Annotated in this window: 27 protein-coding genes; 17 read left to right on the forward strand and 10 right to left on the reverse strand. The window is 66.9% G+C overall.

Features of this window, described 5'->3' with window-relative positions; translation table 11 throughout:
- Positions 1–3: 3 nt before the first annotated feature.
- A complete protein-coding gene (locus tag AC5RTS_RS09655) occupies positions 4–216 on the forward strand; it encodes a helix-turn-helix transcriptional regulator (protein WP_493991849.1) in 213 nt (70 codons plus the stop codon).
- Here the strand turns inward: AC5RTS_RS09655 and AC5RTS_RS09660 are convergent.
- The gene (locus tag AC5RTS_RS09660; RefSeq protein WP_493991850.1) at positions 213–818 is read right to left on the reverse strand and encodes a hypothetical protein; all 606 of its coding nucleotides are present in this window, start codon (positions 816–818) and stop codon (positions 213–215) included. The genes AC5RTS_RS09655 and AC5RTS_RS09660 overlap by 4 nt on opposite strands.
- Before the next feature lie 145 nt (positions 819–963).
- Between AC5RTS_RS09660 and paaA the strand changes: the two genes are divergently transcribed.
- The 7 genes from paaA (at position 964) to AC5RTS_RS09695 (ending at position 5887) form a co-directional block, all read left to right on the forward strand.
- Positions 964–1896 (forward strand): 1,2-phenylacetyl-CoA epoxidase subunit PaaA, encoded by a 933-nt coding sequence (gene paaA, locus AC5RTS_RS09665; protein WP_493991851.1) that lies wholly within the window; start codon positions 964–966, stop codon positions 1894–1896.
- Positions 1897–1898: 2 nt separating this feature from the next.
- Complete coding sequence (gene paaB, locus AC5RTS_RS09670; protein ID WP_493991852.1) at positions 1899–2249, forward strand: 1,2-phenylacetyl-CoA epoxidase subunit PaaB; 351 nt, start codon at positions 1899–1901, stop codon at positions 2247–2249.
- Positions 2246–3064, forward strand: coding sequence for a 1,2-phenylacetyl-CoA epoxidase subunit PaaC (gene paaC / locus AC5RTS_RS09675; RefSeq protein ID WP_493991853.1), 819 nt, complete (start codon positions 2246–2248; stop codon positions 3062–3064). Before paaB ends, paaC begins: the two co-directional genes overlap by 4 nt.
- 5 nt (positions 3065–3069) lie before the next feature.
- Positions 3070–3573, forward strand: a complete 504-nt coding sequence (gene paaD / locus AC5RTS_RS09680; RefSeq protein ID WP_493991854.1) for a 1,2-phenylacetyl-CoA epoxidase subunit PaaD — start codon at positions 3070–3072, stop codon at positions 3571–3573.
- Positions 3574–3576: 3 nt separating this feature from the next.
- Entirely contained in the window at positions 3577–4707 is a 1131-nt protein-coding gene (gene paaE, locus AC5RTS_RS09685; protein WP_493991855.1) for a 1,2-phenylacetyl-CoA epoxidase subunit PaaE, read from the forward strand.
- Between the two features lie 9 nt (positions 4708–4716).
- Positions 4717–5484, forward strand: coding sequence for an enoyl-CoA hydratase/isomerase family protein (locus tag AC5RTS_RS09690; protein WP_493991856.1), 768 nt, complete (start codon positions 4717–4719; stop codon positions 5482–5484).
- Between the two features lie 154 nt (positions 5485–5638).
- Positions 5639–5887 (forward strand): DUF6480 family protein, encoded by a 249-nt coding sequence (locus tag AC5RTS_RS09695; protein WP_493991857.1) that lies wholly within the window; start codon positions 5639–5641, stop codon positions 5885–5887.
- Positions 5888–6000: 113 nt separating this feature from the next.
- Here the strand turns inward: AC5RTS_RS09695 and AC5RTS_RS09700 are convergent, their stop codons facing one another.
- Together AC5RTS_RS09700 and AC5RTS_RS09705 are read right to left on the reverse strand one after the other, a co-directional pair.
- Complete coding sequence (locus AC5RTS_RS09700; protein WP_493991858.1) at positions 6001–6834, reverse strand: SDR family oxidoreductase; 834 nt, start codon at positions 6832–6834, stop codon at positions 6001–6003.
- 94 nt (positions 6835–6928) lie between these two features.
- The gene (locus tag AC5RTS_RS09705) at positions 6929–7378 is read right to left on the reverse strand and encodes an Lrp/AsnC family transcriptional regulator (RefSeq protein ID WP_493991859.1); all 450 of its coding nucleotides are present in this window, start codon (positions 7376–7378) and stop codon (positions 6929–6931) included.
- A gap of 188 nt (positions 7379–7566) precedes the next feature.
- On the opposite strand from AC5RTS_RS09705, the gene pdhA reads away from it, so the two are divergent.
- The 5 genes from pdhA to AC5RTS_RS09730 all read left to right on the forward strand — a co-directional run bounded on the left by pdhA (position 7567) and on the right by AC5RTS_RS09730 (position 13552).
- Positions 7567–8730, forward strand: coding sequence for a pyruvate dehydrogenase (acetyl-transferring) E1 component subunit alpha (pdhA, locus tag AC5RTS_RS09710; protein ID WP_493991860.1), 1164 nt, complete (start codon positions 7567–7569; stop codon positions 8728–8730).
- Between the two features lie 23 nt (positions 8731–8753).
- On the forward strand, positions 8754–9872 hold the full coding sequence (locus AC5RTS_RS09715) for an alpha-ketoacid dehydrogenase subunit beta (protein WP_493991861.1): 1119 nt from the start codon (positions 8754–8756) through the stop codon (positions 9870–9872).
- On the forward strand, positions 9830–11311 hold the full coding sequence (locus AC5RTS_RS09720) for a dihydrolipoamide acetyltransferase family protein (RefSeq protein WP_493991862.1): 1482 nt from the start codon (positions 9830–9832) through the stop codon (positions 11309–11311). Before AC5RTS_RS09715 ends, AC5RTS_RS09720 begins: the two co-directional genes overlap by 43 nt.
- Before the next feature lie 61 nt (positions 11312–11372).
- Positions 11373–12233 (forward strand): MBL fold metallo-hydrolase, encoded by an 861-nt coding sequence (locus tag AC5RTS_RS09725; RefSeq protein WP_493991863.1) that lies wholly within the window; start codon positions 11373–11375, stop codon positions 12231–12233.
- Between the two features lie 41 nt (positions 12234–12274).
- The gene (locus AC5RTS_RS09730; protein ID WP_493991864.1) at positions 12275–13552 is read left to right on the forward strand and encodes an MFS transporter; all 1278 of its coding nucleotides are present in this window, start codon (positions 12275–12277) and stop codon (positions 13550–13552) included.
- On the opposite strand, the gene AC5RTS_RS09735 is transcribed toward AC5RTS_RS09730, so the two are convergent.
- Positions 13518–14426 carry a phosphatase PAP2 family protein gene (locus tag AC5RTS_RS09735; protein ID WP_493991865.1) on the reverse strand — a complete coding sequence of 303 codons (909 nt, stop codon included), beginning with the start codon at positions 14424–14426 and terminating at the stop codon, positions 13518–13520. The genes AC5RTS_RS09730 and AC5RTS_RS09735 overlap by 35 nt on opposite strands.
- An 86-nt stretch (positions 14427–14512) precedes the next feature.
- Here AC5RTS_RS09735 and AC5RTS_RS09740 point away from each other — a divergent pair, with 86 nt between their 5' ends.
- Positions 14513–15538: an o-succinylbenzoate synthase gene (locus tag AC5RTS_RS09740; RefSeq protein ID WP_493991866.1), complete on the forward strand. Its 1026-nt coding sequence runs from the start codon at positions 14513–14515 to the stop codon at positions 15536–15538.
- Between the two features lie 118 nt (positions 15539–15656).
- Here AC5RTS_RS09740 and AC5RTS_RS09745 read toward each other — a convergent pair whose 3' ends face one another.
- On the reverse strand, positions 15657–16085 hold the full coding sequence (locus AC5RTS_RS09745; protein ID WP_493991867.1) for an ACT domain-containing protein: 429 nt from the start codon (positions 16083–16085) through the stop codon (positions 15657–15659).
- Positions 16086–16471: 386 nt separating this feature from the next.
- On the opposite strand from AC5RTS_RS09745, the gene AC5RTS_RS09750 reads away from it, so the two are divergent.
- The 3 genes from AC5RTS_RS09750 (at position 16472) to menD (ending at position 21062) form a co-directional block, all read left to right on the forward strand.
- Positions 16472–17758 (forward strand): amidohydrolase family protein, encoded by a 1287-nt coding sequence (locus tag AC5RTS_RS09750; protein ID WP_493991868.1) that lies wholly within the window; start codon positions 16472–16474, stop codon positions 17756–17758.
- A 35-nt stretch (positions 17759–17793) separates the two neighbouring features.
- Positions 17794–19314 (forward strand): nucleobase:cation symporter-2 family protein, encoded by a 1521-nt coding sequence (locus AC5RTS_RS09755; protein ID WP_493991869.1) that lies wholly within the window; start codon positions 17794–17796, stop codon positions 19312–19314.
- A gap of 80 nt (positions 19315–19394) precedes the next feature.
- Positions 19395–21062, forward strand: coding sequence for a 2-succinyl-5-enolpyruvyl-6-hydroxy-3-cyclohexene-1-carboxylic-acid synthase (gene menD, locus AC5RTS_RS09760; protein WP_493991870.1), 1668 nt, complete (start codon positions 19395–19397; stop codon positions 21060–21062).
- A gap of 64 nt (positions 21063–21126) precedes the next feature.
- Here menD and AC5RTS_RS09765 read toward each other — a convergent pair whose 3' ends face one another.
- From AC5RTS_RS09765 to AC5RTS_RS09785, 5 genes are all read right to left on the reverse strand, one after another.
- A complete protein-coding gene (locus AC5RTS_RS09765) occupies positions 21127–21876 on the reverse strand; it encodes an amino acid ABC transporter ATP-binding protein (protein ID WP_227902411.1) in 750 nt (249 codons plus the stop codon).
- A 5-nt stretch (positions 21877–21881) separates the two neighbouring features.
- Positions 21882–22667, reverse strand: a complete 786-nt coding sequence (locus AC5RTS_RS09770) for an amino acid ABC transporter permease (protein WP_227928667.1) — start codon at positions 22665–22667, stop codon at positions 21882–21884.
- Positions 22668–22738: 71 nt separating this feature from the next.
- Entirely contained in the window at positions 22739–23527 is a 789-nt protein-coding gene (locus tag AC5RTS_RS09775; RefSeq protein WP_493991871.1) for a basic amino acid ABC transporter substrate-binding protein, read from the reverse strand.
- A 153-nt stretch (positions 23528–23680) separates the two neighbouring features.
- Positions 23681–24463 carry a transporter substrate-binding domain-containing protein gene (locus tag AC5RTS_RS09780; RefSeq protein WP_493991872.1) on the reverse strand — a complete coding sequence of 261 codons (783 nt, stop codon included), beginning with the start codon at positions 24461–24463 and terminating at the stop codon, positions 23681–23683.
- 189 nt (positions 24464–24652) lie between these two features.
- A complete protein-coding gene (locus AC5RTS_RS09785; RefSeq protein WP_493991873.1) occupies positions 24653–26002 on the reverse strand; it encodes an isochorismate synthase in 1350 nt (449 codons plus the stop codon).
- Positions 26003–26063 lie beyond the last annotated feature (61 nt).

Here is a 26063-nt window from a genome sequence, read left to right on the forward strand (position 1 = left end):
GGAATGAAGAATTGCGTGGCACAGGAGAGGCTGCGGCTCGGGTTGTCGCAGGTGCAGCTCGCCGAGCGGCTGGGTGTCTCCCGGCAGACGGTCATTTCGATTGAAAAGGGACGGTTCGATCCCTCGCTGCCTCTGGCCTTTGGCCTGGCCCGCGTGCTCGGCAGCCGGATTGAAGACCTGTTCTTCCCGGAGGCCCAGCTGCATCCGGGGCCCTAATCGCCCAGCAGCAGCCAGGCGCAGACCGCGCCGGCTGTCAGGAAAAGCAGCCAGTTCACCGCCACCGTCAGCAGGGTGGAGGCGAAGGGCCGCGGCGGCAGTTCGCTGCGGGGGCGGAGCACCGGATCCGGTGCCGGACCCTTGCGGAGCTGGCCCCACAGGCTGGTGGCCAGCAGGACAGTGCCGCCGCACAACGCCAGCGGCAGGGCGGGCAGTGAGAACAGGACCAGCTGCGACGCCGCCAGGAACAGCGCCGCTTCCACCAGCAGGCAGGCCGCCAGCAGGATGACCGGGCGGCGCAGTGAGCGCCAGGTCGGACGCCGTGCGTACAGGGGGCTGACACCGGCCACCACCAGGGCGGTAAAGGCCAGCAACAACCCGGGCGCAGTCACCGCCACCGTGGCTGCCTCCGCCGTCACGGCCGCCGCCACGGCAACAAAGCCGAACAGGCCCAGGAGCGTCGGCACAATCAGGGCCGCTGCGGAACCGGGGGAAGCCCCGGCGTCGGTACCGGCAGCGTCTTCCGCGGCTGGGGTCCCTTCGGGCTGCACGGCGAAGGCGTCCACGGCCGGCAGTCCGGCGTCGGGCTCGGGGGTGCCCATAAGACTCCTTTCGTGCGGGAACACTGGTCTGACCCCTAGTTTTCCATAGCCGCGGCACCTGCCGGGCGCCGCGGGATCCCTTGACGGCCCTGTGCCCCCTCCATATCCTGAACGAACGGTCGGTAATTAGTGAACGGGGTTAGCCATGGACGGGCAAGAGCAGTTCGACGCATTGATCGCAGCTGATGCCCGGGTGGAGCCGCGGGACTGGATGCCGGAGGGATACCGGAAGACACTGCTCCGGCAGATCTCCCAGCACGCCCACTCGGAGATCATCGGAATGCAGCCGGAAGGGAACTGGATCTCCCGGGCGCCCTCGCTCAAGCGCAAGGCCATCCTCATGGCCAAGGTCCAGGATGAGGCCGGGCACGGGCTGTACCTGTACTCCGCGGCGGAAACCCTGGGCACCCCGCGGGAGCGGATGACCGAAGACCTCATTGCCGGCAAGGCCCGCTATTCCTCGATTTTCAACTACCCCGCACTGTCCTGGGCGGACATGGGCGCTATCGGCTGGCTGGTGGACGGCGCCGCCATCTGTAACCAGGTCCCGCTCTGCCGCGCCTCCTACGGTCCCTACGGGCGGGCCATGGTGCGGATCTGCAAGGAAGAGTCCTTTCATCAGCGGCAGGGATTTGAAATCCTGCTCGAGCTGGCCCGGGGCACTGACGAGCAGAAGGAAATGGCCCAGGATGCCATCAACCGCTGGTACGCGCCCTCCCTGATGATGTTCGGCCCGCCGGATGACGATTCGCCGAACTCACAGCAGTCTATGGCCTGGAACATCAAGCGCTTCTCCAACGATGAACTGCGCTCGCGGTTTGTCGGAATGATTTTCGAGCAGGTAAAGGTGCTGGGCCTGACCCTCCCGGACCCGGCCATCCGCTTCAACGGGGAAAGCGGCCGGTGGGAGCACGGGCCGCTGGACTGGGAGGAATTCCGGGAGGTGCTGGCCGGCCGCGGACCCTGCAATTCCCAGCGGCTCGCCCGGCGCCGCGAAGCCCACGAGGACGGTGCCTGGGTCCGTGAGGCCGCCGCAGCCTATGCGGCCCGGCAGAACCGCACAACGGAGGTGGCTTAGCTATGACGGGCGGATCAACTACCGGTGACGACGGCGCCCTGCCCGCCGTCCCTGTCGCCCCCGCCCCGCCTTCGGCTGCCTGGCCCCTCTGGGAAGTCTTTGTCCGGTCCTCCCGGGGCCTCTCCCATGTGCACGCGGGGTCCCTGCATGCGCCGGACGCGGACATGGCGGTGCGCAATGCCCGTGATCTGTACACCCGGCGGAACGAAGGCGTATCGCTTTGGGTGGTCCCGGCGTCGGCCATCATCGCCAGCGACCCGGACGCCAGGGGGCAGTTCTTCGAATCCCCGCAGGGCAAGGACTACCGGCACGCCACCTACTACACGAAGTCCGAGGGAGTGAAGCACCTGTGAGTTCCGAGAGCGCCACCCGCATCACCCCCGGTAATGCGCTGCGGCCGGAGGACATTGCCGCCGCAGGCACCCGTGCACCAGCAGACGCCGCCGAATACGCCCTGCGGCTGGGCGACGATGCGCTGGTCCTGGCCCAGCGGCTGGGCTGGTGGATTTCCCGTGCTCCGGAGCTCGAAGAGGATGTGGCGCTGGGCAACATTGCCCTGGACCTGATCGGCCACGCCCGCTCCTTCCTGACCTACGCCGGCAGCGCCGACGGGCGGACCGAGGATGACCTGGCCTACTGGCGGTCGGAAACCCAGTTCCGGTGCGCGCATCTGGTGGAACAGCCGAACGGCGACTTTGCCCGCACCATTGCCCGGCAGCTGACGGTCTCGTTTTACCAGTACGAGCTCTACAGTGCCCTGCAGCACTGCGCGGACCCCACACTGGCGGCCATCGCGGCGAAAGCGGTCAAGGAAGTGGACTACCACCGGGACCACAGTGCCCAGTGGGTACTGCGGCTGGCACTGGGCACCGACGAATCCCGCCGCCGGATGATCCGCGCGCTGGAGCTCACCTGGCCGTACGTCGGTGAACTGTTCGACGACGACGAGCTGGTGCTGGCCCTCGGGAACCGGGCGGTGCTGCCGTCCGGCCTGAAGCCGGACTTTGACCGCAACATTGCCGCCGTGCTGCAGGAAGCCGAACTGGAGGTGCCCGCCGTCCAACCGGCCCCCGGCGGAGGCAGGCAGGGGCGCCACAGCGAACATCTGGGCTATCTGCTGGCGGAAATGCAGGTCCTGGCCCGGGAACACCCCGGTGCCACATGGTGAGCCTGATGGAATCCCCGCTGCGCCCGGCGGATCCGGCGGCTGCCGCCGCCTGGGATGTCGCCGCCACCGTGTGCGACCCGGAGATCCCTGTGCTGACCATCGAGGATCTGGGAGTGCTGCGGCAGGTGGACGTCAGCGACGCCGGCGTCCGGGTGGCCATCACTCCCACCTACTCCGGCTGCCCGGCCATGGACGCCATCCGGGACGATGTCACCGCAGCCCTGCACGGGGCAGGATATGCCGAGGTGCAGGTTTCCCTGGAGCTGGCCCCGGCCTGGACCACGGACTGGATGAGCGCTGACGGGCGGGCGAAGCTGAACGCCTACGGCATCGCCCCGCCGTCGGGCACCGCCCCCGCGGGGCCGGTCCGGGTGGGGCTGAGCGTGAAATGCCCGCAGTGCTCGTCCCTGAACACCCGGGAGCTGTCGCGTTTCGGCTCCACCTCCTGCAAGGCCCTCTGGGTCTGCGGGGACTGCAGCGAACCGTTCGACTACTTCAAGGTGCTCTGAGCCATGACCGTCCTTCCCGCCGTGCCTGCACGGCGTGCTGTTTTCCATTCCCTGACCGTGGCAGCCGTGCGCCGCCTGACGGCGGATGCAGTGGAAGTCACCTTCGCCGTTCCGCCGGAACTGGCGGACGCCTACCACTACTTGCCCGGGCAGTACGTTGCCCTGCGCACGGTGCTGGACGGCAGCGAGCTGCGCCGCAGCTACTCCATCTGCGCCGAGCCCCGTCCCGGTGAACTGAAGGTCGCCATCAAGCGCGACCTAGGGGGACTGTTTTCCGTCTGGGCCAACGAGCACCTGAAGGCCGGAGACATGCTGGACGTGATGTCCCCGGCAGGCAGCTTCATCCCACGGTCGGTTCCGGGACTGGCCAATGAGCCGGTGCGCGGACAGGTCTTTGCGGCCGTCGCGGCGGGCTCGGGCATCACGCCGGTGATCGCGATTGCCCGCACCGTCCTGGCTTCCTCCGAGAGCACACGCTTCGACCTGGTCTACGCGAACAAGGCCGCCATGGACGTGATGTTCCTGGAGGAGCTGGCGGATCTGAAGGACCGTTACCCGTCCCGGTTCGGCCTGCACCATGTGCTCTCCCGCGAACAGCGGATCTCTCCGCTGCTCAGCGGCCGGCTCGACGCCTCGAAAATCACCAGCTTCATAGACTCCGTCCTCCCGGCGCACGCCGTGGACGAGTGGTTTCTCTGCGGTCCGTTTGACCTGGTCCAGCTCTGCCGCGACGCCCTCGCGGAACGCGGCATCGAGCCGGCCAAGGTCCGCTTTGAGCTGTTCACCACCGGCCGCCCCGACCGTCCCGTGGGTTCAGCGGGCAGGCCCGTGGTCGAGGACAGCGCGGGTGCCAACTATGACATTGCGTTCCGGCTTGACGGGCTGCAGGGCAAGGTCTCCAGCCCGGTGCACGCCCGCGAATCGGTACTCAACGCCGCGCTGCGGGTGCGTGCGGATGTTCCGTTTGCCTGTGCCGGCGGGGTGTGCGGCACCTGCCGCGCCAAGCTGATCACCGGGACGGTGGAGATGGAGGAAAACTACGCGCTGGAACCGGACGAGCTGGAGCGGGGTTACATACTCACCTGCCAGAGCCGGCCCACCAGCCCCGCAGTCACCGTGGACTACGACGCCTAGGAGCACACCTTGATTGATCTGGAGATCCGGAACGGTCTCGCCGAGGTGGTGCTGAACGCCCCGGCGAAACTCAATGCGCTCAGCACCGGGGCGCTGGCGGAGCTCTCACAGGCCTACGACGACGCCGCAGCCGCCGGCGTCCGGGCGCTGCTGCTGCGTGGGGAGGGCCGCAGTTTCTGCGCCGGCCGGGACCTTTCCGGCATCTCGCCCGAGAACGACGACGCCCGCGGTTACCTGGTGGATTCGCTGCGGCCCCTGCTGAAGAAAATGGCCGGTTTTCCCGCCCCCACCTTCGCCGCGGCCCACGGCGCCTGCCTGGGCGTGGGGCTCGGGCTGCTGGCGGTCACCGACGTCGTTTACGTTGCGGCCGATGCCAGGATCGGCTCCCCGTTCGCCAATCTGGGGGCCGCCCTGGACTCGGGCGGGCACTGGCTCTTCACCGAACGGCTGGGGCCGCACCGCACGCTGGATCTGATCTACACCGCCGAACTCATGAGCGGAGCCGAAGCCGTAGCTGCGGGACTGTTCAGCCGGACGATGGATCCCGCGGAGCTGCTGGAGAAGACACGGGCGGCCGCGGTGCGTGCGGCCTCCGGTCCCACGCAGGCCTTTGTGGCTTCCAAGGAACTCGTCGCGGAGATCAGGGACAGCCGCATGGGGTATTGGGACGCTCTTGATGCGGAAAACGATGTTCAGGTACGGCTGAGTAAAACGCCGGATTACGCCGAAGGGTTTACCGCCTTCCTGGCCAAGCGGAAGCCGGTTTTCCGCGGCTGATCGCCGTCCGGTCACCTTCCGTGCAGATGAAACCGTACGGTACCGGCTTGAGATGTGCCCCGCCGGGGGATTAGGTTGGGAGTAACTCGTAAGCATGCTTATTACGGTGCTTGCCAAGGCTGGTGAACTCTGAGAGATGCCGAGGAGGCAGAACATGGCCGAGAGCTACAACCCGAACAACGATCCCGCGAACCCGGATAAGCCCAAGGACGCGCAAAAGGGTGCAGGAACACAGGAGGGCACGGGAAACCACGCCCACAGCGAGGCGAAGGCAGACAGCCCCAACCCTGATCCCGCCGCCGGAAACATCACGGGACTGGAGCCGGGCGGCGGTGTTCCCCCGGGAGAAACCCCTCCGGCCGAAGGCCAGATGAGCAGCGATCAGGGGCACGACGAGAACTGACACCCCCGAGTCGGAAACAGCGCCCCGCAGCACCCTGCGGGGCGCTGTTTGCTAAGGTCCCGGGTCTGCTGGAGGCCCGGGTATTGCAGGCCCGGAATTGCCGTCCCGGGCCGTTACCAGCGGCGAAAGCCGCCTTCGGTGTTGAGGACCTGGCCTACCATCCACCGGCCTTCGTCACTGACCAGCCAGGCGATCAGCCTGGCGGGATCATCCGGCTCGCCGAACCTGCCGCCCGGAAAATGCGCGAGCACACTCTTCAGCTCCGCCGAGGGACGGTCCGCCGTGTCCTCATTCAGATAGCCGGTGTTGACCGGGCCCGGGTTGACGGTATTGAGGTTGATGCCCTGGCTAATCAGGCCGTCCGCCACGGAGGCGGTGACGCCGGCCAACGCGGCCTTCGACGTGGCATAGGCAATCTCGCCCGGCATCGGGCCCTGGGACTGGCCGGAGGTCATCCACACCACGCGTCCACCGGCCCGGCCGTCATGCTGCTCCGCAAAATAGCGGGTGGCCAGCAGGGCTGACCGGGTATTGACCTGCCAGTGGGCATCCAGCTTTTCCGGTGTCATCTCCGCCAGGCCGCCGTCGCTGCCGCCTCCGGCATGGTTGCAGCAGAGGATGTCCAGGTGCCCCAGCGCGGACTGTGCCCGCTCAATGAGTTCGGCAGCACCGCCCGCCGGCGCCAGGTCAATCCCGGCGTGTTCCAGCCGGACGCCGTCGGGCACCACGGAGCGCAGGTCCCGGAGGAGGTCCGCGACGGAATCGGCTCCCCATGGCTGCTCCTCGTCGTACGGCACGTGATGCTGCAGGAACAGATCGGCACCCATGGACGCCAGGCGCCGGGCAATGGCGAAACCGATGCCCTGGCGGCGGCTCACACCGGTAATGACAGCCGTGCGCCCGGACAGGGGGAGTGCCGGCAGTGGAAGGGAAGGGTCCGTGCTCATCCGCCCATGGTAGGTGCCGGGGCAGGCCGGGAGCGGTTCCGCCGGGCGCACGGGCATGGCGCTCTGTGGGAGCGGAACCTCTGAATAACAGCCGTCAGCGGGTGTCGCGCTCCTCGAAGACCAGGAAGGTCTGCGTATCCAGCACTCCGGGCATGGACTGCAGCTGGTCGAAAATGACGCGGCGCAGATGCACGTTGTCCTCGGCCCGCACCAGCACTATGACGTCGAAGGACCCGCCGACCAGGGCGATGTGGTGGATTTCCGGCACCTCGCTGAGCCGATCCTTCAGTTCCCGCCAGGCGTGCTGGCGGACCTTCAATGTCACGTAGGCCGAGGATCCCAGCCCGGCCTTTTCCGGGTCCACCAGCGCGGTGAAACGGCTCAGCACCCCCGATTCGGTCAGCCGGGCAATCCGGGAGTAGGCATGCGCCCGTGAGATGTGCACCGCCTGCGCAACGGCCGTAAAGGATGCCCGCCCGTCGGAGCGCAGCACGGCCAGGATTTTCCGGTCTGTCTCGTCCAGCACTGCCGGAGTTGCTGTCATAGTGTCCACGCTTTCCCCAAGTAATCCGCGTCACATTTGCAAGGTGTCCATCAGAGTACCCGCAGGGGTGCTTTCCGTCCAAGATTTGCGGGAATGCTGGCACCCGATGAGCGCCGGTCAGCATACTGGCTAGACAGTAGTACCCGCGTGCAATGGTGCCGCAGGCACTCACGGACGGAGGCTCCCGGATGACCATCTCGACGCCGCGGCACATCGGATTTCCCGAATCCCCGGGTTCCGCCGCAGACAGCGGGCTTCTTCCGTCCCCTGTCCCGGTCCAGTTGATTGATGCCGACGGCGCCGTGCACGGCGATGAACGCTATCCGCTGCCGGCCGGCGACACGTTGATGGATGCCTACGCACGGCTGGTGGCCGGACGGCGGGTCAATGACCAGGCCAACGCCCTGGTCCGGCAGGGCCGGCTGGCCGTGTATCCCTCGTCCCACGGGCAGGAGGCGTGCCAGGTGGCGGCCGCTGCCGTGCTGCAGGCCCGGGACTGGCTTTTTCCCACCTACCGGGATTCCGTGGCAGTGATGTCCCGCGGCGTGGATCCCCTGCAGGTGCTGACCCTGCTGCGCGGGGACTGGCACAGCGGGTATGACCCCTATGAGCACAGGGTGGCCCCCCAGGCCACGCCGCTGGCCACCCAGCTGCTCCACGCCGTCGGGGTGGCGCACGCGGCGAAACTCAAGGGCGAAGACACCGTGGTCCTGGCCCTGTGCGGCGACGGTGCCACCAGCGAGGGTGATTTCCACGAGGCGTTGAACTTTGCCGCGGTCTTCCACGTGCCCGTGGTGTTTTTCGTGCAGAACAATGAGTACGCAATTTCCGTACCGCTGCGCAGCCAGACGGTTGCACCCTCCCTGGCACATAAGGCTGTGGGGTACGGCATGCCGGGGGAGCGGGTGGACGGTAACGACGTCGGCGCGCTCCTCGCCGTGCTGGGCGCCGCCGTCCAGCGGGCCAGGGAAGGCGGCGGGCCGTCGCTGGTGGAGGCGCACACCTACCGGATGCAGCCCCACACCAACGCCGACGACGCCACGAGGTACCGCACGGCGGACGAGGTGCAGCGCTGGGAACCGCTGGACCCGCTGCTGCGGATCCGGACCTATCTGCGCGGCACGGGACTGCTCGACGACGACGCCGAGGAACGGCTCGCGGCCGACGCCGAGACCGTGGCCGCGGCGATGCGCGAGGGGCTGAACGCCGACGTCGAGCCCGAGCCGATGGCCCTGTTTGACCATGTCTACAGCCGCCGCACCCCGCAGCTGACCGAACAGGCCGGGCTGCTGCGCAGCGAACTGGACCGCGACGCAGCAGCCGGGGATCCGGATACCCGCGCCACGCGCTGACTCCCGACGGAAGGGCACACATCATGGCTACAACCTCCACGGAGACCCGGTCGGAGACCCGGCAGATCTCCGACACCGCTCACAGCACCGAAAACCAGCCCCTGACGTTTGCCAAGGCGCTGAACACCGCCCTCGCCGATGAGATGGCTGCCGATCCCACGGTGGTGATGTTCGGCGAGGACGTGGGGCCGCTGGGCGGGGTTTTCCGGATCACGGATTCCCTGACCGCACGGTTCGGTGCCGAGCGGTGTTTTGACACCCCGCTGGCGGAATCGGGCATTGTGGGCATGGCGGTGGGGATGGCCATGAACGGGCTGCGGCCCGTGGTCGAAATGCAGTTCGATGCGTTTGCCTACCCTGCGTTCGAACAGATAGTCAGTCACGTGGCCAAAATGCCGAACCGTACCCGGGGCCGGGTCAAGCTGCCGATGGTGATCCGGATTCCCTATGCCGGTGGAATCGGCGGGGTGGAACACCACTGTGATTCCTCCGAGTCCTATTACGCCCACACGCCGGGACTTACCGTAGTGGCGCCCGCCACCGTCGCGGATGCCTATTCACTGCTGCGCGAAGCCATCCGGCTTGATGATCCGGTCGTTTTCCTGGAACCCAAGAAGCTGTACTGGACCAAGGAAACCGTGGACCTGGCCGAGCTGCGCCGGGCAGCAGACGCCGCGGCAAAGACAGGCCGCGGAGTTGCCGGCGGGATCGGAACCGCCGCGGTGGCCCGGCCGGGCACCGATGCCACGCTGATTGCCTACGGTCCCTCCGTGTCCGTCGCGCTGGCCTCCGCTGCTGTTGCCGAAGCGGAGGGCCGGTCCCTGGAAGTCATCGACCTTCGCTCGATCGTTCCCTATGACGATGCCACGGTGGATGCCTCCGTGCGGCGTACGGGCCGGGCCGTGGTGATCGCCGAGGCACCGGGTTTCGCCTCCGTCGCCTCCGAAATCGCCGCCCGCGTCTCCGAGCGCTGCTTCCATTCCTTGGCGGCTCCGGTGCTGCGCGTGACCGGATTCGATGTGCCGTATCCCGCACCGAAGCTGGAACACTGGTTCCTGCCCGGGGTGGACCGGATCCTGGATGCGGTGGACGCGCTGCAATGGGACGAACCCGGCGACACCGGTTCGGAGGGACACCTGTGAGCGTGCGGACCTTCCTGCTGCCGGATCTGGGTGAAGGACTGACTGAGGCCGAGCTGGTCAGCTGGCTGGTGGCGGTGGGGGACACTGTCACCGTGGACCAGCCCGTGGCGGAGGTGGAGACGGCGAAATCCCTGGTCGAGGTTCCGTCTCCGTATGCCGGCCGCGTGGCGCAGCTGCACGGCAAGGCCGGCGAGAGTGTCGACGTCGGGCGGCCGCTGATTTCGGTGGACACTGCCCCGGTGAGGGATGCTCCGGTGAACACTGCCCCGGTGAACACTGCCCCGGAGGCTGCGGGGCTGGAAACCGCCGCTGCGGTGGGAACCGTGGAAGCGGCGGCGTCATCAGCCGGGGAAGCTTACCGGCAGGAGGAGAAGGCCGGGTCCGGCAATGTGCTGATCGGCTACGGAACCCCGGGAGCAGCAAAAACGGCGCGCCGCACCAGACCACCGAAAAACCCTGTCCGGACGGCCGTGGCGGTTCTACCGTCCCGGTCCGCTGCGCCACGCTGCATCTCCCCGCTGGTCCGCAGGATGGCGCGTGATGCGGGCCTGCGCCTGGCTGATCTCCGCGGGAGCGGTCCGGACGGCCTGATACTGCGCCGGGATGTCCAGGCGGCACTGCGGACGATGCCGTCCCGGGACGGGGCGGCATCCCTGGCGGAGGCCGAACTGTCCGTGTCAGACCTGTCCGTGTCGGCCCTCGACCCGCGGACCGGACTGCACGTCGCTGCCCGCACCCCCGTCCGAGGAGTGCGTCGAACGGTTGCCGCGAACCTCACCCGCAGCCGGTCCCTGATCCCGGAAGCCACCGTGTGGGTGGATGTGGACGCGACGGCGCTGATGGAGCTGCGCAGCGACCTCGGGCGCGGCGGCGGCGACGTGCCCTCGCTGCTGGCGTTCTTCGCCCGCTTCACCCTGGCTGGCCTGCGCAGGTTCCCCGAACTCAACACCCGGTATGTTCCCGGGGAGGCGGGTGCTGACGGCAGTTCCTCCGACGCAGCCATCGAGGCTTTTGAGGGCATCAACCTGGGCATTGCGGTCCAGGCCGGCCGGGGACTCATGGTCCCCGCCGTCCGCCGCGCGGACAGCCTGTCGACCCGCGACCTGGATACCGAGATCCGCCGGCTCACCGCTGCGGCGCAGGAAGGCCGGGCCACTGCTGCCGAGCTGACCTCGGGTACGTTCACCCTGAACAATTACGGAGTGTTCGGTGTGGACGGCAGCGCCGCGATCATCAACTACCCGGAATCGGCAATGCTCGGCGTCGGCCGCATCATCGACAAGCCGTGGGTGGTCCGGGGCGAACTGGCCGTGCGGAAGATGACGGAGCTGACCCTGGTCTTCGACCACCGGGTGTGCGACGGCGGTACGGCCGGGGGGTTCCTGCGGTACGTGGCGGACGCCGTCGAAAACCCGGGCAGGATCCTCGCAGACCTGTAATACGTGCCCCGGCTCCCTCCCCGCGGTAGGTTGGAGAGGGCCGGCGAAAGGGAAATCTGACATGACCGAAATACCGCACCAGCCCGCAGCGAGCACGGCGGACTGGCTGGAACTTGCCCCCCGGATCTGGGTGCGGCGCAACGAGGCATATGACGTAAACACCGGCCTGGTGATCGGTGATGAGCGGGCCCTGCTGATTGATACCGGTGCCGGTCCGGTGATGGCTGAGGAAATCTACGCGGCCGCCCGGGAGCTGACGGACCTGCCGCTGTCCGCGGTGAATACGCATGCCCACTTTGACCACTACTTCGGCAACACGCTGATGCTGGCCCGAGGCGTCGAAGATATCTGGGGCACCGCCGGCTGCGCCGCGAGCATCCTTGAAAACGGCGACAAGCATCGCCCGCAGGCTGCCGACACGGAGCCGGAAATGGCCTCGGCCATGGGAGAGCACACCGCTATTACCGGGCCCACCAAGCTGGTCGAGAACGCCCCGGTGGATCTGGACCTGGGCGGCATTTCGGTGACCCTGTTCCATCTGGGACGCGGGCATACGGACCACGATCTGCTGGTCGGGGCGGGCGAAGTGCTCTTCACCGGGGACCTGGTGGAGCAGGGCGCCGATCCGCAGTTCGAGGATTCCTTCCCCAAGGAATGGATCCGCACCCTGGGCAAAGTCACCGCGCTGGAGGACCTGTACACGGTCTTCGTGCCGGGACACGGCAAACCCGTCACCGTGGATTTCGTCTCCACACAGATGAACAAGATGCGCACCGCCGTTGCCGTAACGCGCAGCGCCATGGATCAGGCGTCCGTGGACATGACCAAGGCCATCCCCATTCTCCCGTACGGGCCCGAGCAGTCCCGTGCACTGCTCACCCGGCTGCGGACCCTGGCGAAATGGAAGTGGCTGAAGCGGTAGTCCGGTCAGGGCGCCGGCGGTGCGGAGGATAGTCTGGGGCTGTGCCAGCGGATGATTTCAGCCTTCGACGTATAGCCGTTCCGGCCTACGGGCCCACCCTGCTCTACGGGCTGGCGACCGGGGCCATCCTGCCCGTAATTGCACTCAGCGCCCGGGGGCTTGGCGCCACCGTAGCCCTGGCCGCCCTGGTCATCACCCTCACCGGTGTCGGGTCGCTTCTGACCAACGTTCCGGCCACGGTGGTGACCACACGGTTCGGGGAAAAGTGGGCCCTGGTGGTGGCCGCGGCGTGGTGTGCACTCGCCATGATCCTGGCGGCCTCGGTGCCCGTCCTCTGGGTCTTCGCGGTGGCCGTTTTTATGATCGGCATGGCCGGTTCGGTGTTCGGGCTGGCCCGGCAGAGCTACCTGACGGAGGCCGTGCCGCTGCACTTCCGTGCACGGGCCCTGTCCACCCTGGGCGGCGTGAACCGGATCGGGGTCTTCATCGGTCCGTTCGCCGGCGCCGGAGCCATCCACTTCCTGGGCACCACGGGCGCGTACTGGGTGGGGGCCGCCGCCGCCCTGGGCGCCGGAGTGCTCAGCCTGACAGTGCCGGACCTGGCCGTCCGTCCCGGGGCCGGCGGCCCAAGCGGCCGCGGCCCGGGTCCCCGCAACCCGGGCGCTGGCACGGCTGCCTCGCCCGCAGCGGTTCCCGCCCCCACCGTCCGGGCGATCGTGCGCAGCCATGCCCGGGTGTTCCGGACCATCGGTATTGGAATCCTGCTGATCGCCGCGGTCCGGGCCACCCGCCAGGCCGTCATTCCGCTCTGGGGGCAGCACATAGGCCTGGACCCCACCCAGACGGCGCTGATCTACGGGCTCTCCGGTGCCATCGACATGCTGATCTTCTATCCGGCAGGCAAAGCCATGGACACTCGGGGGCGGCGTTCGGTGGCCGTGCCCTGCATGCTCGTTATGGGAGTGGGGCTGGGACTGCTGCCGCTGGCCACCGAAGCGACGGGCCTGCTGCTGGCGGCTCTGCTGATCGGCTTCGGCAACGGCATCGGTTCGGGGATTGTCATGACCCTCGGGGCGGACTTTTCCCCTTCGCCGGGGCGTCCGCAGTTCCTGGGTGTCTGGCGGCTGCTGGCCGATCTGGGCACCATGGGCGGGCCGGGCATCCTGTCCGGTGTCACCGCCTTGGTCTCCCTGTCCGCCGGCATTCTGGCCACCGCGCTGCTGGGACTGGCCGGCGCCGTCGTCCTCTGGTGCTGGGTACCCAAGGGGAAGCCGGGCAGGGCCGCTAGCGCCGCGCCGGATCGCCGGCCTGCTGGCTGAAGAGCCAGCAGGCAAGGGCGCTGATCAGCAGGCCAACGCCCGCGATGAGGGCCAGTCCTGCCCAGAAGTAGAGGGGAGCGGCTGTGGCGACGGGTGCGGCATCCCAGCGGGCGTAGAAGTACAGCCCCAGGCTGAACAGGGCTGCCAGGGTCCCGGGAATCGCACAAAGCAGGGTGACCGCCCGTGCCGCGCCCTGTCCGCGTCCGGCCGCCGGCCACCGGTTCCACTCCGGGTTGGTCCGCATCATGACCAGGCCTCCGATCAGGGTCCAGGCCGAGACCACCAGGAGTGAGGCGACGACGTCGGCCGGCCGGTGCCAGGTGTTCAGGAACGTTGCGGCCCCCGCGAGGATGGCATAGCAGCCGCCCCAGAACGCGGCCAGCGGCCGCCACCGCGGGGCAGCCAGCAGGAAAACCGCCGCCGCAGCCGAGGCCGCCAGCGTGGTGTGCCCCGAAGGCAGCGAATTGAAGTCCAGGGTGAGGACGCCGCGGTCCGGCCGGTCCAGCACCAGCCGTTTGAGCAGCTGGCTGCTGATATTCGCCGCCGCGAAGGTGCCCAAGGCAATGACCGCCGGGGAAAGGCGGTGCCGCAGGATGGACACGAACACCACCACTATTCCGGCGATGAACACCGAGATCAGCGGCAGGTTGTCCAGGAAGGAAATGACGGGCAGGTGGTTGCCGGCGGCGATGAGTTCGGCTTCCTTGAAAGCGGACTCGTCAGCCAGCTGCCCGGTGGTGGTCCGGACAAAAAACCAATACGTCACGGCTACGCCCGCAGCGCAGCACAGAGCGGCAAAGAGGAAGAGCGCCGGATTATGCGCAGCCGGGCGTTGTGCCCGGGAGCGCTGTGCCAGCAAATTGCGAGTATCCATTGGTTCCAGATTGCCACATCATCTTGGTGGTTGCCTGAGCAGGGCTGCCGGGACGGGTACAGGGAGGCAAAGCGTAGGCTGGCAGGGTGTCGAATTGGAAAAATCCGGACCGCTCCGTACTCCGTGAAAGCGCCCGTGTGGTGTCCATTCCCATGCGGGTGAAATTCCGCGGCATCCTGCAGCGCGAGGCGCTGCTGCTGCACGGGCCCGCCGGGTGGGGCGAGTTTTCCCCGTTCCCGGAATACGCGGACGAGGAAGCCGTCCCCTGGCTGGCATCCGCCCTGGAAGCCGCCGAGCACGGATATCCGGCACCGCTGAGAACCTCCATTCCGGTCAACGGAACGGTCCCGGCGGTGGACGTGGACCAGGTAGAAACCGTGCTGGCGCGTTTCGGTTCCGTGTCCGCGGTCAAGGTGAAGGTGGCCGAAGCCGGACAATCCCCGGCCGAGGACCTCGCCCGGGTGGCGGAAGTGCGCCGGCTGCTGCCCGGCGCCGGGATCCGCGTGGATGCCAACGCGGGCTGGGACGTGCCCACCGCCGTCGATACGCTGACCCGGCTGGCCGAAGCCGGCCTGGAGTACGCGGAACAGCCGGTAGCCGGTATTGACGGGCTGCGGGCGGTACGCACGGAACTGCGGCGCCGCGGTGTACCGGTCCTGATTGCTGCGGATGAAAGCGTACGGAAGGAAACGGATCCGCTGAAGGTGGCACGGGAAGACGCCGCGGACCTGATCGTCATCAAGGCCGCACCGCTGGGCGGAGTGCGCCGGGCAGTGGAAATAGTGAAGCAGGCCGGGCTGCCGGCGGTGGTGAGCTCGGCCATTGATACCTCCGTAGGCATCCGTACCGGCGTCGCCCTGGCCGCAGCACTGCCGGAACTGCCCTACGCGTGCGGGTTGGGCACCCTGTCCCTGATGGCCGGCGACGTGACCGATGAACCGCTGCTGCCCGACGGCGGTGCCCTGGCCGTGCGGGACGTTCCGGTATCGGAGGGCCTGCTGGAGCGGTTCGCGGCATCCCCCGAACGTACCCGGTGGTGGCTGGATCGTCTGGACCGTGTCCACGCGCTGCTGGCGTCGGGCGGGACCGTCTCTGCGGCCGGGCCGGCCTGAGTCCGGTTACCGGTACCCGGCCGGGCCCCAGTTATACGGGCCATCCAGCTTTTGGTTACCCCGGTTCCCCTGGTTCCCCCGGTTCCTCCGGTTCCCCCGGTTCCCCCGGTTACCCGGGTTACCCGGGTGCCTCAGCCTCAGCCTCAGCCTCAGCCTCGGGCGTCCGGCGGAGCGTGTGGCCTGCCTCGAGCAGCAAACCGCAGGCCCGTGCGTAATCCTTCGAGGGAACCAGCAGGATGTCTCCGTCAAAGGTGGAAACCACAAAAACCGGGCAGCCCGCGGCGGACAGCGGTGCCACCAGCGAAGTGACAACTCCGGTCAGGCCGAAAGGCATCGGGCCGGCTGCGTACACGGCCGCCCAAGGGCCGTCGGTTTCGGTGTCCGCCGGCGCCAGTGCAGCCGGGCAGACCAGCGAAAGCTCCTGCGGGGTGCGGGTGACCGACACGAATCCGGCCCCGGGAACCGGCGCCGTAAATGCCGCCGGGACCTCGGCGGTCGCAGGAAGCCGTGCGATCACGTAGTCACCCGGAAGGGTGTGCAGTTCCACGGAAGGTGCGGGGGTCGAAGAAGAAGCGGGCGAAGAAGAAGCGGGCGTAGAAGAAGCGGGGATAGAAAGGGGCATGGCCGGTCCTGGTTCTGTCCGTGCGGAAGGCCCTGTGCAGCAGGGCCGCGCTGATCGCACCCCGTCATCATGCCAGAAGCGGTTCCTCTACGGGGTGGCTGATAACGGGGCGGCTGAGCTGGCAGGACGGCCGTGGCCGGAAGCCTTCCGAGTCGGGAACACGGCCGAAACATACCAACACGCACCGGAAACATGTGTCTGCGAATCTCTGTCTAACGGCGTCCGGAACGCCGGATTGAACGAGACGGAAGGCGCTATCGGTGAGTTTGGGTCCAGAAGATGTCGCAGTAATAAACGGTTATGTCCTGCCGATGAACAACCAGCCCCCCATACCGGACGGTGTCGTCACCTTCAGCGGCGGGGTCATTGACCGGATTGGTACTGCCGGGTCCATTGACGTCACCGGCGCCGGCCGGATCATCGATGCCCGCGGCGGGGCGATCATGCCCGGCTTCATCAATTCGCACACGCACAATGCCTCAAACATGCTCCTGCGCGGCCTGGATGAAGACGCGGAGCTGTGGTCCTGGCTGGAATCCATGTGGAAGCTCAAGCAGAACTTCGATCCGGAAACGCTTTATTGGGCAAGTCTGTGCGGCCTCATCGAAATGGTCCGCTCCGGCATTACCTGCTTCAACGAGCACTTTGACGCCTATGCCGTGGAACCGGAGGTCGAGGCGCTGAAAGTTATTCCGCTCCGGGCCACCCTCGGCTACGGGTTTGCGGACCGCGGGATCTACGAGCCCATCTCCGCCTGGTCCTGGCGGGCATTGGAGAACTTCGGCGAGAAAGTCGAGCGGCACCACATGGCCGGCAACGGCCGGATCCAGGTTGCGCTCTCTCCGCACGCGCCCTATTCGGTGGGCGAGGAGATGTGGAAGCTGACCCGGAAGGTGGCGGACGAGTACGGGGTCTCCATCCACACCCACCTGGCTGAGGGCATGAACGAAGTGCGCTACATGCAGGACACCTACGGGACCACCAGCGTGCAGTGGCTGGAGTCCATGGGCTTCCTCGGCCGCGATGTCACGGCCGCGCACTGCACCCGGCTGGACGACGTCGACCGCCGGATCCTGGCCGAGCGCGGCGTGAAGATTGCCCATTGTCCGGTCAGTAACGCGAAACTGGTCTCCGGCACCTTGGACCTGGGGGCAGTGACGGACGCGGGGATCACCGTCGGACTGGCAACGGACGGGCCGGCCAGCCACAACACCATGGACCTGTTCCAGGAAATGAAATTCGCCGGCCTCATCCACAAGGACCGCACGCAGGACCCGCTCTTCCTGCCGACCCGGCAGCTGCTCAACCTTGCCACCACCGGCTCGGCGGCCGCGATGCACCGGCCCGAGCTGGGCCAGCTGGCTCCCGGCCATCCTGCCGACATTGTGGTGGTGGATTTTGATACCGCCCACACCATGCCCGTCTACGATCCGGAATCCACCCTCGCGTATGCGAGCCGTGCAGACGATGTCCGCTTCACCATCGTGGCGGGACAGGTCCTGCTCGATGACAAACAGATTCCCGGCGTCGATGAAACCGAAGTCCGCCGCCGCTTCCGCGAAAGTGCGCTCGCCCTCCGGGCGCGGAGCGGGGCCTAACCGTGAAGAACGCCACCCCAGTGAAAGGAACGGACATGTCCGAAGCGCTAACCGGAGTCGATGAGAAGCTCCCGCCCGCCAAACTGGTACTGGCAGGTGCCCAGCACCTGCTGGCCATGTATGCGAGCATCGCGGCGGCGCCGCTGGTTCTCGCCGTGGCCCTGCAGCTTCCGCAGGAACAGGTGATCTACCTTCTGGCCGTCACCGCCCTGACCAGCGGGGTGGCGACCATCCTGCAGTCCGTCGGCATCTGGAACATTGGCGCCAGGCTGCCCATTGTCCAGGGCACCACGTTCACGGCGGTGGCCCCCATGATCCTGATCGGCGGCGAATGGGGACTGCCCGCCATCTTCGGCTCGGTGATCGCCGCCGGCCTGTTCACCTTTATTGCCGCCCCATTCTTCAGCAGGGTGCTCTTCCTCTTTCCCCCGGTGGTCACCGGGACCACCATTGCCGCCATCGGCATTTCGCTGATCCCCATTGCCGCGAATTGGATGGTGGGAGGGGACCAGGCAACCACCGCCATCTCCGGTCCGAACCTGCTGCTGGCTGTCTCCACCCTGGTCATCATCCTTGCCGTCTCACGGATATTTTCCGGCTTCCTGGGACGGATCGCCGTGCTGCTGGGCCTGGTCCTGGGCACCCTGATAGCCATTCCTTTCGGTCTGGTGGATTTCTCCGGCGTCGGCACTGCATCCGTTTTCGAGTTCCCCGCCCCCTTCGCCTTTGGCCTGCCGACCTTCCACTTCTCGGCCGTCCTCGCGATGATCATCGTCATGCTGATCACCATGGTGGAGACCACCAGCGACGCCCTGGCCATCGGCGACATTACGGGGGAGAAGGTCGATGAAAAACGCGTTGCCGCCACTCTCCGGGCGGACGGGCTGTCCACGATGCTCGGAGGAGTGTTCAACTCCTTCCCGTTTACGGCCTATGCCCAGAACGTCGGACTCATCCGCCTCTCCGGGGTGAAGAGCCGGTGGGCCATCACCGCGGCCGGTGTGCTGCTGGTCCTGATGGGGCTCTTCCCCCAGATCTCCGCAGTTGTGGCCGCCATTCCCATGCCGGTGCTGGGCGGCGCCGCCATGGTGCTCTTTGGCGGCGTGGCCGCAGTGGGTATCGGCATCCTGGGCCGGGTGGACCTGAACGATGCCCGCAACATCCTCATAGTCAGCGTCAGCCTTGGCCTGGCCATGGTCCCGGTGAGCAAGCCGGGAATCTTCAGCGGCTTTCCGGCGTCACTGCAGATAGTTGTGGAGAACAGCATTGTGCTGGCCTGCCTATCCGCCATTGTGCTCAACCTGATCTTCAACGTTGCCGGCAGGAACAAGGGCGGCCGGGACGGGGACATCCGGGAGGGGAACGTCGGGGACGGGGACATCCCGGCCGCCGCGGCAAAGCCGGCAGAGGGGCAGGTTACGCGGACCGCTATGCCGGCAGGTGAACCCGCCCGGTCCGGCGGGCAGCCCGTTCAGCCCTCGGGGCAGCCGGCCGACCTGCCGGTTCCGCAGGTGGGCGGGCCTGCCCGTCCAGAGGACAACCTGCCTGTGCCGTAGGGAAGCCAGCCACCCGCAACGGGGGCGGTGGACCGGATTGCCGCCACACCGCCCCCACACCGGCCCCCTAGGATGGAAGGGTGACTGGATCCCTGAGTTCCCTGCAGGCCGCCCGCTCCGCCGTCGCCGCACTCGCGGAGGCCGGAGTACGCGACGTCGTGATTGCCCCCGGCTCCCGCAGCGCCCCGCTGGCGTACGCACTGGCGGAGGCAGAACTGCAGGAACGGATGCGCGTGCACGTGCGCATCGATGAACGGGTCGCAGGGTTCACTGCCCTGGGCCTGGCCCGCGGCGGACGCCGGCCGTCCGCCGTGGTGACGACGTCGGGCACAGCCGTAGGCGAACTGCTCCCAGCCGTGATGGAAGCGCACCACTCCGGAGTCCCGCTGGTGGTCCTCTCAGCGGACCGGCCCGGCGAACTGCACGGCACCGGGGCAAACCAGACCACCGTCCAGCCGGGCATCTTTGCCGGCTTTCCGGCCGCGGCAGTGGACGTCGAAGCCGGTACCGATCCGGCAGGGGTTATTTCCACCGCCCTGGCGCAGCTGGGCAACGGTGTCCCGGCCGGTCCGGTACACGTCAACCTGCAGTTCCGGGACCCGCTGACGCCGGATTCCGGAGACCCGCTCTCCCTGGATGTCCCGGAGACCCGTGCCGCCCTGCCCGAGGTTACGGTGGCTGACCGGGTGCCGGCCCCGGCTTCGCCGCTTCCCGGAACCCATCGCACCGTCGTTGTGGCCGGTGACGGAGCGGGGGAACTGGCCGCACTCTTTGCGCTGCGCACGGGCCTGCCGTTGCTGGCCGAGCCCTCTTCCAATGCCCGCTTCGGCCCGAACGCCGTCAACGCGTACCGGCTGCTGCTGCCGGAGCTGGGCCCGGACATTGAACGCGTGGTGGTCTTTGGACGCCCCACGCTCTCCCGCCCGGTGGCCGCACTGCTGGCACGCGACGACGTCGAGAAGGCACTGTATCTTCCCCGGCCCGTGAACTGGTTTACCCCCGGGCGGCGGAGCGAAACCATCATCAGCGACATCCCCGGACTACTGGCCTTTGCCGGTACGGGTGCCCCGGGCTGGCTGGAGCGCTGGCGGGCCGCTTCAGAGGCGGCACAGAGCGCGCTCACCAATCTGCTGGCGGCACAGACGGAACTGACCGGCCTGCAGGTCGCGGACCTGGTCTGGGACGCCGCCGATACCAACCTGGTGCTTGGCTCCTCCAACGTCATCCGCGATATGGACCTGGTGGCTTCCCCTGACTGGCATCCGTTGGATGTGTACGCCAACCGCGGACTCGCCGGCATTGACGGCACCATTTCCACCGCTGCCGGCATCGCGCTGGCCAACGGGATCCCCACCCGGCTGCTGCTGGGGGACCTGACGTTTCTGCACGACGTCGGCGCCCTGCTTTTGGGCGCGGGGGAGACCGAACCGGACCTGCAGATAGTGGTGCTCAACGACGCCGGCGGCGGGATCTTCTCGGTGCTGGAACACGGTGCCCTGGGCGAAGACCCGAAGTACACCGCACTGGTGGAACGGTTCTTCGGCACCCCGCACCAGACGGACCTCGCCGCGCTGTGCCGCGGCTACGGGGTGCGGCACCAGCTCATCCGTTCCGCTGCCGAACTGGAAAGCGCGCTGGCCGCCCCGGTACAGGGCCGTTCCGTGCTGGAGGTACCTGTGGCACGGGATGCGCTGCGCGGGCTGCATGCCCGGGTGCAGGCCGCAGTGGCCTCGTCACTCCGCGGCTAGCAGGGCACAAAAAAGCGCGGTCCGCACCAGGTGCGAACCGCGCTTTTGTAGTTATATGCCGGCCTTAGAGGACCTTGGAGAGGAAGGCCCGGGTGCGTTCGTGCTGCGGGTTGCCCAGGACGTCCTCGGGGCGTCCCTGTTCCACCACTACGCCGCCGTCCATAAAGACAACGCGGTCTCCCACCTCGCGGGCGAAGCCCATTTCGTGGGTCACCACCATCATGGTCATGCCCTCTTCGGCGAGTTGGCGCATGACTTCAAGCACGTCACCCACCAACTCGGGGTCCAGGGCACTGGTGGGCTCATCAAAAAGCATCATGTCCGGGTCCATGGACAGGGCACGGGCAATGGCCACCCGCTGCTGCTGGCCGCCGGAAAGCTGGGCGGGGAAAGCCTCGGCACGGTCCGCCAGGCCCACCTTGGCGAGGTTCCGCCGCGCGGTTTCCTCCGCTTCGGCCTTGCCGCGGCGCTTGGCCCGGCGCTGGGCCAGGGTCAGGTTGCGCAGCACGTTCAGGTGCGGAAATAGGTTGAACTGCTGGAATACCATGCCGATCCGCGTACGGACCTTGTCCAGGTCCGTCTCCGGGTCCGTGATGTCCACGCCTTCGACCATGATGGTGCCGCTGGTGGGATCCTCCAGCCGGTTGACGCAGCGCAGCAGGGTGGACTTGCCGGAGCCGGACGGGCCGATCACGCAGACCACTTCGCCCTGGTCAACGTGGAAGTCGATGCCCTTGAGGACTTCGTTGCTGCCGAATGACTTGTGAAGGTTGCGGACCTCGATGGCAGGGGCGGCGTTCTTCTCGACGCTCATGACTGCTACCTGCCTCTCTGGTTGTGTCGTTCAAGCTTCGCCACCAGCTGGGTCAGCGGCAGCGTAATGATCAGGTACATCAGCGCGGCCAGCACCAGCGGCGTGGCGTTGGCCGTCTGCGAGACGGAGTCGCGGGCGAACGTGGTCAGCTCGCGGTCCTGCAGCGCCATGCCTGCAATAAAGAGCAGCGAGGTGTCCTTGATCAGGATGACCAGTTCGTTGGTCAGCGGGGGAGTGATGATCCGGAAGGCCTGGGGGAGGGTCACGGAGATCATGGTCCACATCGGACTCATGCCCAGCGAACGGGCGGCTTCGGCCTGGCCGGCGGGAACCGCCTGGATGCCTGCACGGATGGTCTCGGCAATGTAGGCGCCGGAGACAATGATCAGGGCCAGCAGGCCGGCACCGGCGCTGCCGCCCGGCGGACGCCAGTTGAAGGCAATCGGCACGGCGAAGGCGAAACCGAAAATCACCAGCAGGGCCGGAAGCCCGCGGAAAAGTTCAATGTATGCCGTGGCGGCCCAGCGGTACGGGGCCACCGGGGAGAGTTTCATCAGGGCAAGCACCAAGCCGAGCAGCAGGCCGCCGGCAAAAGCGATCACCGTGTAGATGATGGTGTTTTTTACGGCCACCGTGATGATGGTCGGGAACGCCTCGCGGGCCACCTCGGGGTCGAAGAAGTTCTCGCCGATGGCTTCCCAGTCAGCGAGCAGTGCAACGGCTGCCAGGGCAAGGACAAAGATGGCATACAGGACGCCCTGGAAGAGGCGTCTGCGGGTGGAGGGTTTCAAGATGGGGCCTTCCGGGGAAGAAAAGAGGCCGTCCCGGGCACCCGGCCCGGGACGACTCGATTGTCTAGGCGTTATTCGGTGAAGTACTTGTCGTAGATCTCCTGGTACTTGCCGCTGTCGCGCATCTCAGTGAGCTGCTCGTTGACGGCGGAGACGAGTTCGGTGTTGTCCTTGTCCATGGCGAAGCCGTAGGACTCATCGGTCTGGTATTCCTCGGCGATGGTGAATTTACCGTCTTCGGTGTGTCCAATGTTAACCGGCAGGTCCTGGAGCACGGCATCAACATTGCCGGACTGGATGGCCGGGAACAGTTCGGCATCGCTCGGGTAGGCGAAGATCTCCGCACCGGCGGCGTTCTCCCGGGCATAGGACTCGCCCGTGGTATTGCCCTGGACGCCGAGCTTCTTGCCGTCCAGGTCCGCAAGGCTCTTGATGTCCGAATCCGCGGGGACCAGCAGCGACTGCAGTGAGTCGTAGTACGGGTCGGCGAAGCCCATGGCTTCCTCGCGTTCCGGCGTGATGGTGATGGCGCTGGCGGAGAGATCACACTGGTTTGCCGCCAGCACCGTACCGCTGGCAATGCCCTCGAAGCCGGCATCCTGGACCGAAAGCTCGAGGCCCAGGCCCGAGGCGATCTCCTTGACGATGTCCATGTCGAAGCCGGTGTATTCACCGTTCTCTTCGTATTCGAACGGCACGTACGGGATGTCGGAGCAGACCGTCAGGGTCCCTTCGGAAACGAGATTGAATTCTGCGCCGGCATCGTCGGAGGCAGCGGAATCGTCGCCACCGCAAGCGGTCAGCGAAAGTGCGCCGATGGCCAGGAAGGCAAAGGCAGCGGTACGGGCTTTGTGCGGCATTGTTTTACAACCTTACGTCGGACGGTATGAGCCGGGTCAGCGTGACCCGGCTCACCCTTTACTGGTATTGGGATGCAGTCTAGAGCGTACGTACCGCATATTTCGGCAACATGTCGCCGCCCGGCGCGAGGGGCCTTGTCTCCGGTGCGGAGGCTACTCCGTGAAGTACTTGTCGTACAGCTCCTGGTATTTGCCGTTCTCCCGCAGGTTGGCAAGCTGTTCGTTCACCTGTGCGGCCAGATCGGCGCTGCCGTCCTTCTTCATGGCGAAGGCATAGACCTCACCGGTTTCAAAGGTGGCGGTCACGGCGTACTTGCCGTCTTCGGTGTGGTCCTGGTTGACCGGAAGGTCCTGCAGAACAAGGTCGATGCCACCTGCCTGCAGTGACTGGAAGAGTTCCGCATCGGTCTGGAAGGACATGATCTCAGCGCCCTCGGGGGCATTGTCCCGGGCATAGCTCTCACCGGTGGTGCCCTGCTGGACACCTACCTTCTTGCCGTCCAGGTCAGCCATGGAGGTGATGGAGGAGCCGGCGGGGGCCAGGATGGACTGCAGTGAGTCGTAGTACGGGTCGGAGAAGGCGAGCTTTTCGGCCCGTTCATCCGTGACGGTCATGGCTGCGGCAATCATGTCGCACTGGCGGGCAGCCAGCACGGTGCCGCTCTGCAGGCCGTCGAAGCCGACGTTCTGCATCTCGTGCTCCAGTCCCATGCCGCTGGCGATCTCACGGGTGAGTTCGACGTCGAAACCGGTGAACTCGCCGTCCACTACGTATTCGAACGGTTCAAAGGGGACGTTGGAGCAAACGGTAAGGGTGCCGTCATTGACCAGGGCAAGGCCGGACTCTTCAGTGTCGGTTCCCCCGCCGCAGGCGGTCAGGGACAGCGCGCCGGCAGCCAGGGCGGCGACGACGGCGGTGCGGGCTTTATGCAGCATGGCGTTTCAGAACCTTTGGTCGGTAGGGAAGGGATTCGGCCGCAGGCGGAAAACCAATCCGTCTCCAGGGCGGCAGCGTGCGGAAGCAGGCCCCAACCCGCTTCCGAGTTTCTATTCTACCTAATGCAAATTTATGCAACGAACCAAACGGCTATGCATCGGACCTTGCGGGCCGGGGTGTCGAACCGGTCAGGATGCGGCGGGCGCCGATGCATACTCAGACGGACGGCGCGGAACCGCGCGGGGCCGGTCCAGTCCCAGAGCCTCCAGCATCGGCCGGAACTTGCTCCAGGTTTCCTCTAATTCCGCGGCAGGATTGGATCCGGCGACAATTCCACACCCTGCATAAAGCCGTACTTCGGTAGGGCTTTCGACCACGGCGCCGCGTAGGGCGATGCCCCATTCGCCGTTTCCGGCTCCGTCCATCCAGCCCACCGGACCGGCATACGGGCCGCGGTCCATGTGTTCAAGTTCACTAATAAGTTCTCCGGCCACGCTGGTGGGGAAGCCGCAGACGGCAGCGGTGGGATGGAGTGCCTCGATGAGGGTCAGCGGCGTGGGGACGGCTCCGGTTTCATCCGCTGCGAGCTCGGCTGTGACATCGGAAGCCAGGTGCCAGACGTTGGGCAGCTCCAGGACAAAGGGTTCGGAGTGCGACGTCATGGAGGACGTGAAGGGTTCCAGGGCGCGGGTCAGGGAGTCGATGGCGATCTGGTGCTCGTGCCGCTGTTTTTCCGATCCGGCGAGTACCCGCTTTGCGTAGTCGGGATCATCCTCCGGTGCAGTGGCCCGGTCCAGGGTACCGGCCAGGACGCGCGCTTCCGCCGTGCCGCTCTGGACGCGGATCAGCATCTCGGGCGTGGAGCCGATCAGGCCGTCGACGGAGTAGGTCCAGCAGTCACGGTAACGGACGGCCAGTTCGCGCAGCACCTGGGAGGCGACCAGCGGGCTGCCAAGTTCCACGGCGACATCCCGGGCCAGCACAATCTTGCTCAGGTCGCCGGCGGCAATGTGGGCGACGGAACGTGCCACCGCGTTTTTCCATTCGGATTCACTGAGCATCCCGGGCAGGATCCGGTCCGCAGGGTCGCTCTGGCGGTACAGCGGCAGGTCATCGAGATAGCGGGCCAGGGTGTCGACCGCTGTTTCGGCAGTGACCTCGGCGTCGGGATCGGCCGTTGTATAGGTCACCCAGGCCTCGCCGTCGCGCAGCCCCACCACAATCTCCGGAACCACCAGACGGGATTCAAAGGGGGAGCGCTTGGAGAAGGCAAAGGACCCGAAGGCAACCAGCCCGGTGCCGGGCTGGGGCAGGGGATTATCGACATCGGCTTCGGCCAGGACGGCACGCCACCACTGCTGTGCGAGGGCGAACCGTTCCGGCCCGCTGGAGGTGAAGCGGGCTGCTTCGCCGAAGCCCACCAGTCCCTCCTGCCGCCGGATCCAGCACAGCTGTTCATCAAGAACCAGATACTCCAAGAGGCCGATGGTGGCGGAGCGCTCACCGACCGGCACTGTTACAGAACGCAGGGTGGTCATAGTGATTCCACACTACTCCGCCCCGGCCGCGGGCCTGCCACTACACGCCCCATCCTGAGAG

This window comes from Arthrobacter sp. MDT1-49-2, assembly GCF_059090185.1.